This window comes from Bifidobacterium kimbladii (genome assembly GCF_032193675.1).
Classification (GTDB): domain Bacteria; phylum Actinomycetota; class Actinomycetes; order Actinomycetales; family Bifidobacteriaceae; genus Bombiscardovia; species Bombiscardovia kimbladii.
The window spans coordinates 124,078-136,886 of sequence record NZ_JASTZZ010000002.1 but is presented as its reverse complement, the minus strand read 5'-3'; the positions used below and the strand labels follow the sequence as shown (position 1 = coordinate 136,886).

Below are 12,809 nucleotides of genomic sequence, written 5' to 3'. Positions count from 1 at the left end.
TTCGTATTGAAGCGATTGCAAGAACGGAACAATAAGGGATCACTGCACGTAAGCCGTTCGATCATTGCCGTTCTGGTAACTCTTCTTGCGACGCTGGCCATGGTTGTTCCGCTGGGACTGAGCGCGCTTTCGGCCAATCAGGCCAACGCCATCGATGGACAGGACGAAACAGCCAACAGGAAACCCCTGCTCTACACGATGTTGGCTTACAACGACAAGAACGATTCGTATCAGGATGAGCTGCGCATGGACTTCATCCTGCGCGTGGCACATGGTGAGTTCAAACCGGATTGTGTGAAAACAGGCAGCGCTGATACCACTGGTTCTTGCAACTTATCCTTTATATATCAGTATAACGGAACACGTAATCCAGCACATTATCGCCGAGTAAAGTATCTCAACACTATTGCATCGGACGACACCTCTACCGGTGCTGAGCAATGGGCAAAAAACCAGGATGAGTTTTTCACGGTTCATAAGGTGATCAATTCAGGTTTGTATGATTTCCTGGTAGTTTCCATTGAAGGCGATATGGATCTCTTGAATAATGCTGGTGATATAAAAAATTATCTGCCGAAGGCTGAGATTGCTCCATATTTCCAAGCCGGCGGCCACGTAGAGCCCCTGACTGTCTATGCGATCGTAGGGCAACAGAAGGACGCACTGTCTTGCAACGGCGGCTCCTGGGCTTATGGGACCAATGATTGTGACCACTTTGACCCTAATACGATGAGCAATCTGCAAGATAGGTCAGCCAACATCATGGATGATTTGGCCAAACAGGGCAAGAGCATGAAGCTGTATATGGGGGATTGCTATGACGCCAGTTCTGATTCTAAAAGCCCTGATCTCAGGTGCAGCGGTCCCTATTCCTGGATAGGTTGGGACAACAACCCGGATCTTTATCTGAAGCATCAGTCTAATTGGGGCCTGGTGACTGACTATGGTCTTCCTGCCGATTCTGATCATGGAATCAATGCTGTTGGGCCCGGGGTGGCGCCGCCCCGCTCCTTCTTCGTGTATTGGGAAAACCCTCGTGGAGGCAATGTCGGCAAGGGCATATGCTCCGAGACCACGTCATACTACTATCAATGGGTAGGCCTCAAAGACAGCCAATGGGTGCCTGTCGATGATCTGACCCCTGAGCCGATCCTGGTGGAGGGTCAGAAGCCGAGCCCGAACACGCTAACTACTACTAATGGGACCCAAGGCACGGCTGACTCTTATTCGGCCTTTAATTTGCCTAAAAAACCGAATAATTCCAATGAGATGTTTGCCACGGACAAGAACGGCCAGCCTATGCCCGCTCAGAATGCTGATGGCTCCATTGACTTCAAGAAGGCCAAGGAAGACCAGGATCTTGACGGCTACTTCAAAATGGTTACCTGGCCTGTGACCAAGAACTTGAATGACACCGGCACCGACAACAACTGCAACGTCAATCCCGAAGTATACAACCCCATGCGCAAAGGTCTTGCGGGCATAACAGATGATATGGATGCTTCGCAGAAGAGCCAGAATTTGGACTCGGGTTGGACCATTAATACCGCCTTCTATAAGTACGATGTGCCTCGTCCCGATGATCCGACGATCACCAAGATTGAGAATGGTGCTGACGGCGCCCTGGATGCTTCGGGAAGCGTCTATACCGGCAAGCTTGATCCGGTGGTCAGCGGTGAGTGCACTCCTTCCAAAAACAGTGCGCATCCGAATGTTGTGACGCTCTACGGTGAGGATCCCAGCAAACCCTTTAACGATGGTCAGGGTGCAAACAATGACGATCTGGTAAAATCTGCGGACACTTGGGGATTCAAGCTGGGCGAGGCTGAGTGCAAGGCCGACACTGGCAGCAAACAAGGAGGCTCCTGGCAGATACAGGACACCAATAAGCAATACCCATCACCAGACCCTGGCAACAAATTCGACGGGTACAGGCGCTATCACGCCTGGGTGACCGAAACAACCTCTGGGTTCGGCCTGACCTCCTACTTCTCGAATATTGGCACGGCTTATTTCGTCTCCGGTGAGAGCGTGCCGGATGCGAGCAAGTTCTCGGTGACTGTGCCTCATACCGTCAATGGGAATCTGCCGTCGAATGTGGTCGTCACGTTCAAGGGTGAGGTGTCGCCTGTGTATACGGCCTGGTCGTCGGGCGGGCTGGGGATGACTGATTCCAGGATGGCTATTTCGATGAAGCAGAATGCTGCCTCGGACTGGACGCCCCTGTTGACCACTCCGGCCAACACCTTCCAGAGGGATGCGACGGTCGGCGCTGCTCCTTCCGTCACTGACCCCACATCAGGTCTCGCGCTGAACCTGACCAAGACGGAGGCTTCCACCTGGTCCTGGTCGCTGAATATCCCTGCTGACAAGTTCACCGGTTACAACGGTGACGACGAAACGCAGACCTATACTTTCCATGTTGAGATGATCAACCCGATGAACATTCATTCAGACCCAGCGTCCATCGAGCGGAAGATCGACATGACGCCCACCACACTGACCATTGACCGCCATGACGTCTTCCAGGTAGCGGGCAGGGCCTATAAGTATGTCAATGGAAACACGAAGGTTCCTGAGACCAAAGGCACCCTGGTCCATATAACCTGGCCCGGCAAGACCAATAGCAGCACTGATGTCGCAGTGGGAGATCAGGGTTCATGGCAGGCGACCCCGCCTGAGGGCGTCAATCAGGGGCAGTTCTCTGCTCAGGTGCTTTCGGATGATGCCGAGGGCCCTGATGCGCAGGGTCGGTTCCAGGGCGGGAACCAGTCGGCCTCGGTGTCGCATGAGCTGGACTTCCGTCCTTCGACCTCCTCCCTGCCTCTTACCGGCGGTTGGCCGCTTTCCGTGCTCAGGATCCTGCTGCTGATGGCATTGGGCCTGGTGGGGTTCGTGGCCTGCCTGAGGAACAGGCAGGAAAGCCGGCACTGACCTCGGTCGTATAAGACAGGGACCGCTCTCATCCTTACAATTTCATGGAGATGAGCGCGGGCCCTGTTTTTTAATTCCCGTGTTGCTGCCGTTGCCAAGGCAGTATTCGCCCCCAATCCGGAACGACCCGAAGAAGACAACATATTGCTTCTTACCAGCTGGGTGCTGGTCCTGCATGGTCGAGAACTTGAACCGCCGCAAAACACCCGATTTGAATCCCAGATTTTGCCCTTCATTTCTGTAGCCTTGAAAAGGCAAAGAAAATTTATATGCATTGTTGTGCTCTATGTGCAGTTGCCTTAATTGGGGGTAGGTCAAAAGCAGACTTGATTTGTTCTGGAGCATGATTTCATTGTGGTTTGGGGGGTATTGTATTGAAGCGTTTGCAAGAACGGGGCGCTAAGGGTTCACAAGGTGTGAACCGTCCGATAATTGCCGTTCTGGTAACCCTTCTGGCGACGCTGGCCATGGTTGTTCCGCTGGGGCTGAGCGCTTTGTCGGCCAATCAGGCCAACGCCATTGATGGGCAGGACGAAACGGCCAGCAGGAAGCCCAAACTCTATAGGATGTTGGGCTACAACAACAAGATTGATTCCTATCAGGATGAGCTGCGCATGGACTTCATCCTGCGGGTAAAACACAACGAGTTTGACCCTTCTTGCGCCGACGCCACTTCTGGTGCCGATACCAAGGGCAATTGTAATCTGGCCTTTGTCTATCAGTACAAGGGGTCAGATGACACTTCCTTTTATCGCAGAATAAAGTATCTGAACACCATAGCCTCAGCATCATCCTCGGATCAGCCCTGGTCCGGAGCCTACAAGTGGGCGCAAAATCAAGATGAGTACTTCACCGTGCACACCATAATAAACTCCGGTTTATATGACTATCTGACCATTTCCATTGAGGGTGATCTGGCGCTGAAGAATTCTGCTGATGCGTCATATTACCAACCTGGTGGTGCCAACGAGCCGGTGAATATCTACGCAGTCGTTGGTAAACAGGACGATGCACTGTCCTGCCTGCGCCCTAGCAACTCGTGGAGTTGGTCTAGCGGAATCGATAATTGTCGCAATTTTGACCCTGACACCATGATCAATGCGCCGGACAGGGTATCCAACATTACTTCAACTTTAGCGGCGAACGACAAGAACTTCACCCTATATATGCAAGAATGCCTTGGCACGGGTGCTGATCTTCAGTGCAGCGGCCCGTATTCTTGGGTTGGTTGGAACAGCAACCCAAATCTCTACGGAGGCAATCAGGCTAACTGGGGCATGGTAACCGATTACGGTTTTCCTGACTACAAGAGCAATGCTACTGGGCCAATCGCCGGCACTGCTCCGGGAACAGCTCCGGCACGGTCGTTCTTTGTGTACTGGCTCAATGTGCGCGGCAGTACCAAAGCTAACCCTGATGGCATATGTTCTGAGACCAATTCCTACTATTACCAGTGGGTGGCTCTGAAGGATAGCGAGTGGGTGCCAGTTGATGAGCTGACCCCTGAGCCGGTTCTGGTGACAGGCCAGCAGCCGTCTCCCAATACGGCGACTTCCACGACCAGCAAGGCGGCCCAAGTCAGTAAGTATTCGGCTTTCAACTTGCCCAAACAGCCGGATAATCCCAATGAGATGTTTGCCACTGACAAGAACGGCCAGCCTATGCCTGCCCAGAAGGCTGATGGCGGGATTGATTTCAAGGAGGCCAAGGAGAAGCAGGATCTTGACGGCTATTTCAAGATGGTCACCTGGCCTGTCACCACGAACCGGGACGGCAGCGCTTGTACCGTCAGCCCTGAAGTGTACAACCCTGATCAGAAGGGCCTCGTCGGTATACGTGACGGCATGAACAGCTCGGATATAGAACGGAATATTTCAGCGGGCTGGACGATCAATAGTGCCTTTTATAAGTATGATGTGCCTCGCCCCGATGATCCAACGATCACGAAGATTGAGAACGATGCCGGCAGCGCTCTGGATGCCTCGGGCAGTGTGTATACGTCGAAGCTTGATCCGGTGGTCAGTGGTGAGTGCACGCCTTCAAAGGATTCCGCGCGTCCCAACAAGGTTGTTCTCTACGGCGAGGACCCAGCCAATCCGATTGCGGAGGGGCAGGGCACGAATGGCGATGACCTGGTGAAAACCGCGGACACGTGGGGGTTCAGGCTGGGCGAAGTTGAATGCCAGGTCGATCCCAAGAGCAAGCAGGGAGGGTCCTGGCAGATACAGGACACCAACAAGCTGTATTCGTCGCCGGGCCAAGGCAACAAGTACAGCGGCTACAGGCGTTACCATGCCTGGGTGATCGAGTCTATCTCCGGATTCGGTTTGACCTCCTACTTCTCGAACATCGGGACGGCCTATTTCGTTTCGAGTGAGAACGTGCCGGATGCGAGCAAACTCTCGGTCACTGTGCCTCATACGGTCAACGGGAGCCTGCCGGCGGATTCGGTCGTTGTGTTCAAGGGTGAAGTGTCTCCTGTATATACTGCCTGGTCCTCAGGAGGGCTGGGGATGACGGATTCGAGCATGGCTGTTTCGATGAAGCAGAAGACCGCCTCGGACTGGACGCCCCTGCTGACCACTCCGGCCAACACCTTCCAGCGGGATGCAGCAGCCGGCACCACGTCTTCCGTCGCGGATTCCGCAACGGGCCTTACGCTGGGATTGACCAAGACGGCGGCTTCCACCTGGTCTTGGACGCTGAACATCCCTGCTGACAGGTTCAGCGGCTACGACGGCAGCGACGAGACGCAACTGTATGATTTCCGCATTGAAATGGTCAACCCGATGAACCTCCGTTCGGGCCCGGCATCCATCGAGCGGAAGGTCGACATGACGCCCACCGCGTTGGCCTTGGAGCGGTACGACGTCTTCCAGGTGGCAGGCAAAGCCTATAAGTATGTGGATGGGGACAGGAAGGTTCCTGAGACCAAGGGGACCATGGTGCATGTGACCTGGCCCGGCGGCAGCGGCACGGATGTCGTTGTGGGGGATCAGGGTTCATGGCAGGCGACCCCGCCTGAGGGCATCAATCAGGGGCGGTTCTCTGCTCAGGTGCTTTCGGATGATGCCGAGGGCCCTGATGCGCAGGGTCGGTTCCAGGGCGGGAACCAGTCGGCCTCGGTGTCGCACGCGTTGGAGTTCCGTCCTTCCAACTCGGCTTTGCCTCTTACTGGCGGATGGCCGCTTTCCGTGCTCAAAATCCTGCTGCTGATAGCCCTCGGTCTGGCCGGCTTCGTGGCCTGCCTGAGGAACAGGCAGGAAAGCCGGCACTGACCCCGGCAGCATCAGACAGGACCCGCCCCCGCCCCATGAAGTTGAGAGGATGAGTGGGGGCCCTGCCGTTGCCAGTAACCCCTACCCCTAATTCAGACTGTCCTTAGTCAAGATGGTGGACGGTCGCGAAACACCCTTTCTGAATCCCAGATCACGCTTTCAGTCTCGGTACTCTTAAAGCATGTAAAGGGGACAAGAAGATGCCATAAGTGAGGATACGGTACTTGTGCTCCAGGGTTTCGTGGCCTGCACCGGGGACCAATCAAGCGTGCAGTCCATCTGATTCTGGAGATGGTTGCATTGAGGTGTGGGGGGTAGCGTGTTGAACCGATTGCAAGAAGGGGTCAATGAGGGTCCACGGCATGTGGATCGCCCTATAGTGGCTGTTTTGATAACCCTTTTGGCGACGCTGGCCATGGTTGTTCCGCTAGGGCTGAGCGCGCTTTCGGCCAATCAGGCCAATGCCATCGATGGGCAGGGCGGGACGGCCAGCAGGAAGCCTCTGCTCTATAAGATGTTGGCCTACAATGACAAGATTGATTCATACCAGGATGAGCTGCGCATGGACTTCATACTGCGCGTGAGACATAACGATTTCAATCCGCAATGCGTTCCGATGCGTGATACTTCTCCCTATGATTCAGTAAAGTGCAATCTGTCTTTCGCATATCAATATGAAGGAGCGCAAAGTCCGTCCCACTATACCCGGATTCGGTACCTGAATACTATTTCAACAAATCCCAACGACCCCACTGGCGGTGCTGAGCAATGGGCGGAAAATGAGGATCAGTTCTTTACGGTTCATAAAGTGATCAACTCTGGTTTATATGATTTCCTGGCTGTATCCATAGAGGGTGATTTGTCCTACATGGATACCTCCTTGGATCCGAAATATTATGTGACTGGCGGTTATCCGGAGCCTTTGAACGTCTTCGCAATTGTTGGTCAACAAAACAATACGCTCTCGTGTGGAGGTTCGCCATGGGACTACACTACGAATGACTGCACATCCTTCGATCCGAGCTCTATCGGCAGCAACGTCCAAGACAGGGTCGCCAATATCACTGCAGACCAGGGTAAGGGCATCAAGCTTTACATGGGCAACTGCCTAGGTAACAGTCCCCACCCTCAGTGCAGCGGACCTGCTTCTTGGGTTGGCTGGAATGGTAATCCCCCTCTTTATGGTGGTCACCAGGCCAATTGGGGCATGGTAACGGATTATGGATTTCCTATAGGAGCCAATCCGGTTCCAGGAGTAGCGCCCCCCAAGTCCTTCTTTGTATACTGGTTCAATTTGCGTGGAAATAACAGCGCTGGTGGAATATGTTCCACGACCAACTCCTATTACTACCAATGGGTGGCGCAGAAGAATAGCCAATGGGTGCCTGTCGATGCGCTGACGCCTAAACCGGTGCTCGTAACTGGTCAGAAGCCAGCAGTAAACGGCTTGACCAATTCCTGGGGTCTTCAATATCAGGTCAATGACAATACGGCTTACAACGTCGATCCGACTGACCCCAAGTATGCGAATACCACCAACGTGCTTTTTGCGACTGATAAGGATGGCCAGCCTATGCCTGCCCAGAAGGCTGATGGCGGGATTGATTTCAAAGAGGCCAAGGAGAAGCAGGATCTTGACGGTTATTTCAAACTAGTTACTTGGCCTGTCACTACTAATGCCGATGGCACCCAGTGCAAGCCGACGGCAAGCACTCCTGAAGTCACCACTAAGATATATGACCCTCAACAGGATAGCCTTGTTGGGATAACAGACGATATGTCTACAGCCCAGAAAAACACGAATCTGGATGCAGGATGGGCTATCGATACTGCCTTCTATAAGTATGATGTGCCTCGTCCCGATGATCCGACCATCACCAACATTCAGAATGACACCGATGGCTCCTTGAATGCCTCAGGAAGCGTCTATACCGGCAAGCTTGATCCGGTGGTCAGCGGTGAGTGCACTCCCTCCAAAGACGACACGCATCCCAACACGGTTACTCTGTTCGGCGAGGATCCCGGCAATCCTTTCAAGGAGGAGCAGGGCAAGAGCAGTGACGACCTGGTGAAAAGCTCGGACTCCTGGGGGTTCAAGCTGGGAGAAACGGTGTGCAAGGTCGATCCCAAGAGCAAGCAGGGAGGGTCCTGGCAGATACAGGACACCAATAAGCAGTATCCGTCGCCGGATCCCGGCAATAAGTACAACGGTTACAGGCGCTATCATGCCTGGGTGACCGAGTCCGCCTCCGGGTTCGGCCTGACCTCCTTCTTCTCGAACATAGGAACAGCCTATTTCGTCTCCAATGAGAATGCTCCGGATGGCAAGCTCTCCGTCACAGTGCCCCACACGAAAAACGGGATTCTGCCGGCAAACTCGGTCGTCACCTTCAAGGGCTCGGTTTCGCCTATATATACGGCCTGGTCCTCGGGAGGGCTGGGAATGACTGATTCCAGGATGGCCATTTCCATGAAGCAGAACACTGCCTCGGACTGGACCAGTCTGGTGACCACACCGGCCAACACCTTCCAGAGGGATGCGGCGGTCAATACCACTTCGCCTTCCGTCACTGACCCCACATCGGGCTCTGTGCTCAAGGTCGTCAAGACAGGGGCTTCGACCTGGTCCTGGACCTTGACCATACCTGCTGGCAGGTTCACCGGCTACAACGGTGACGATGAGACAGAGAAGTATACCTTCCAGGTTAAGATGATCAACCCTCTGAATGTCCCTTCGGATCCGGTTTCCACCAACCGGACGGTTGATATGACGCCGACCACGCTGAGCTTGGAACGGTACGACGTCTTCCAGGTGGCGGGCAAGGCATATAAGTACGTCAATGGCAACACGAGGGTTCCTGAGACCAAAGGAACAGTGGTTCATGTAACCTGGCCCGGCAACAGCAGTACGGATGTTGTTGTGGGGAACCAGGGTTCATGGCAGGCGACTCCACCTGAGGGCATCAACCAGGGGCGATTCACCGCTCAGGTTGCTTCCGATGACGCTGAAAGCACTGATCCTCAAAGTGGCAACTTCCAGGGAGGAAACGAGTCAGCCGCGGTGTCGCATGCGCTGGAATTCCGGCCCTCCACCTCATCCCTGCCCTTCGCTGGAGGATGGCCGCTTTCCGTGCTCAAGATCCTGTTGATGTTGATACTAGGTCTGGCTGGCTTTGTGGCCTGCCTGAGGAATAGGCAGGAGAGCCGATACTGATTTTCCGGAGGCATAAGGCAGGGCCTGTGCTCATCTCCATGGAATGAGGAGGATGGGAGCAGGCCCTGCTTGTGTTTCCTGTGCGAGATGGGACTCGAGCCTAGACGTCTGAAGGCCACTGGTGGAAGAGTCGCTTGACAGAAGCGAACAGTCGACCTTTCCATGACAAAGTGGCCTCCACCTCCAACCCAGACCAGCCAGATGAAGACCATAAACTGTTGCGCAATACCGGTCGTGACACACCCTATCGGAATCCCAGCTAATGGTTGCAATTCCAGTGCTCGTGGAGCATGTATGGAAAAAGCGAAGATGCTATTTTTTTATCTCTATGATAGAGTCGAAGCAATTGGGGACAGATTAAAAGAACAAAGTTTAGCCGCTCTTAAGCATAATTGTAACTTGATTTGGGGGTATTGTATTGAAGCGTTTGCAAGAACGGATCGCCAAGGGTTCGCAGCATGTGAGCCGTCAGATTATCGCCGTTCTGGTAACCTTTCTGGCGACGCTGGCCATGGTTGTTCCGTTGGGGCTGAGCGCCCTTTCGGCCAATCGGGCCAATGCCATCGATGGACAGGACGAAACAGCCAGCAGAAAACCCCTGCTCTATAGGATGATGGCCTTCAACGATAGGATCGATGCCTACCAGGATGAGCTGCGCATGGACTTCATCCTGCGCGTGAAGCACAATGAATTTAAGCCGGATTGTGTCGGTGTTGGTGAGACTGACACCAAAAATCCGTCACAATGCAATTTATCTTTCATATATCAGTTTGTTGGTTCCGAAAATCCTGACTATTACAGACGCGTACGGAATATGAACACTATCACCCCGGATGATTATGTAGACAGCAATAAAAATGCCAACGCTTATGATGGTGCCTTAACCTGGGCCAAGAACCAGGATGAGTTCTTCACCGTTCATAAGATCATCAATTCTGGTTTGTACGACTACCTGACCATATCCATTGAGGGTGATATGAACATCAAGGATACGTCCAAAGATCCCGCAAAATTCGCGGTCGGCGGTCACCCCGAGCCCTTGAATGTCTTTGCCATCGTTGGTGACCAGAACAAGGCCCTGTCCTGCGGCAATTCTTCCTGGTCCTGGACTACCAATAACTGCACAAGCTTTGATCCGGCTTCCATGAGTGATTTACAGGCTCAGGATAGATATTCAAATATCACAGCGAGCTTGTCCCATGACAAACAGATGAAAGTGTATATGGGTTACTGCTTGGACAGCAAAGAGGATATGAAGTGCAGTGGCCCGTATTCCTGGGTCGGTTGGGACACCAACCCTAATCTCTATCAAAACAATCAGGCTAATTGGGGCATGGTGACGGATTACGGTTTTCCTGATTATAAGAGCAATGTTACTGGGCCAATCGCCGGCACTGCTCCGGGAACAGCTCCGGCACGGTCGTTCTTCGTGTACTGGCTGAATCCGCGTGGCAGTACAAATGACAATCCTGATGGCATATGTTCTGAGACCAATTCCTATTATTACCAGTGGGTGGCTCTGAAGGATAGCGAGTGGGTGCCTGTTGATGAGCTGACCCCTGAGCCGGTCCTGGTGACAGGCCAGCAGCCGTCCCCCAATACGGCGACCACCACGACCAGCAAGGCAGGCCAAGTCAGCAAGTATTCCGCTTTCAACGTGAGTCCGAAGGATCCTCAATATCTCGACAACCCCAACGTGCTTTTTGCCACTGATAAGGATGGCAATCCCATGCCTGCCCAGAAGGCTGATGGCGGGATTGATTTCAAGGAGGCCAAGGAGAAGCAGGATCTTGACGGCTATTTCAAGATGGTCACCTGGCCTGTCACCACGAATAGGGATGGCAGCGCTTGTACCGTCAGCCCTGAAGTGTACAACCCCAAGAGCGCTGGTCTTGTAGGGATAAACGATGGTATGTCCGCCGTGGAGAAGGATACGAATATCTCTGCGGGATGGACAATCAATACCGCGTTCTATAAGTATGACGTGCCTCGTCCTGATGATCCTACGATCACCAAGATCGAAAACGATGCTGATGCCGGTTTGGATGCTTCTGGAAGCGTGTATACGACCGAGCTTGAGCCGGTAATCAGTGGTGAGTGCATGCCCTCCAAGGATCCTGCGCGTCCCAACAAGGTCGTTCTCTACGGCGAGGATCCCAATAATCCCATTGTGGAGGGGCAGGGCACGAATGGCGATGACCTGGTGAAAGCCGCGGACACGTGGGGGTTCAGGCTTGGCGAGGCTGAGTGCCAGGTCGACACCGGCAGCAAACAAGGGGGTTCCTGGCGGATACAGGACACCAACAAGCTGTATCCGTCGCCGGGCCAAGGCAACAAGTACAGCGGCTACAGGCGTTACCATGCCTGGGTGACTGAGTCTGTCTCCGGGTTCGGCCTGACCTCCTACTTCTCGAATATCGGCACGGCCTATTTCGTCTCGGGCGAGGATGTCCCGGATGCCAGCAAGTTCTCGGTCACGGTGCCCCATACCGTCAACGGAAGCCTGCCGGCGGATTCGGTCGTCGAGTTCAAGGGTGAGGCGTCGCCTGTGTATACGGCCTGGTCCTCGGCAGGATTGGGAATGACTGATTCGAGGATGGTCGTTTCGATGAAGCAGAATGCTGCCTCGGGCTGGACCAGTCTGCTGACCACTCCGGCCAACACCTTCCAGAGGGATGCGGCGGTCGGCGCTGTTCCTTCCGTCGCTGACCCCACATCAGGTCTCACGCTGAACCTGACCAAGACGGCGGCTTCCACTTGGTCCTGGTCGCTGAATATCCCTGCTGACAAGTTCACCGGTTACAACGGTGACGACGAAACGCAGACCTATACTTTCCAGATTGAAATGGTCAACCCGATGAACCTCCGTTCGGGCCCGGCATCCATCGAGCGGAAGATCGACATGACGCCCACCACACTGACCATTGACCGCCATGACGTCTTCCAGGTGGCCGGCAGGGCCTACAAGTATGTGGACGGGGACAGGAAGATTCCTGAGACCAAGGGGACCATGGTGCATGTGACCTGGCCTGACAACACTGGCACGGATGTGGCTGTGGGGGACCAGGGCATTTGGCAGGCGGTCCCACCTGAGGGGATGAAGCAGGGGGATGTCGCCGTCCAGGTGCTTTCGGATGATGCCGAGGGCCCTGACGCGCAGGGCCGGTTCCTAGGCGGGAACCAGTCGGCCTCGGTGTCGCAGGTGCTGGACTTCCGGCCTTCGACCTCCTCCCTGCCGCTTACCGGCGGATGGCCGCTTTCCGTGCTCAGGATCCTGCTGCTGATAGCCCTAGGCCTGGTGGGCTTCGTGGCCTGCCTGAGGAACAAGCAGGAGAGCCGACGCTGATCCCCGCAACGTAAGACAGGGCCTGTTCTTGCGGGCC

General features: G+C 54.3%; 5 protein-coding genes. 4 read left to right on the top strand and 1 reads right to left on the bottom strand.

The features are described 5' to 3' along the window. Positions 1–246: 246 nt before the first annotated feature. Positions 247–2,934, top strand: a complete 2,688-nt coding sequence (locus QRX41_RS03865; RefSeq protein WP_313838831.1) for a hypothetical protein — start codon at positions 247–249, stop codon at positions 2,932–2,934. A 42-nt stretch (positions 2,935–2,976) separates the two neighbouring features. Here the strand turns inward: QRX41_RS03865 and QRX41_RS03860 are convergent, their stop codons facing one another. Beyond that, the gene (locus QRX41_RS03860) at positions 2,977–3,279 is read right to left on the bottom strand and encodes a hypothetical protein (protein ID WP_313838830.1); all 303 of its coding nucleotides are present in this window, start codon (positions 3,277–3,279) and stop codon (positions 2,977–2,979) included. Positions 3,280–3,350: 71 nt separating this feature from the next. Between QRX41_RS03860 and QRX41_RS03855 the strand changes: the two genes are divergently transcribed. The 3 genes from QRX41_RS03855 (at position 3,351) to QRX41_RS03845 (ending at position 12,772) form a co-directional block, all read left to right on the top strand. Further along, positions 3,351–6,212, top strand: a complete 2,862-nt coding sequence (locus QRX41_RS03855) for a hypothetical protein (RefSeq protein WP_313838828.1) — start codon at positions 3,351–3,353, stop codon at positions 6,210–6,212. 1,447 nt (positions 6,213–7,659) lie between these two features. Next, on the top strand, positions 7,660–9,426 hold the full coding sequence (locus QRX41_RS03850) for a hypothetical protein (protein ID WP_313838826.1): 1,767 nt from the start codon (positions 7,660–7,662) through the stop codon (positions 9,424–9,426). 460 nt (positions 9,427–9,886) lie between these two features. Then, positions 9,887–12,772: a hypothetical protein gene (locus QRX41_RS03845; protein ID WP_313838824.1), complete on the top strand. Its 2,886-nt coding sequence runs from the start codon at positions 9,887–9,889 to the stop codon at positions 12,770–12,772. Positions 12,773–12,809: the final 37 nt, after the last annotated feature.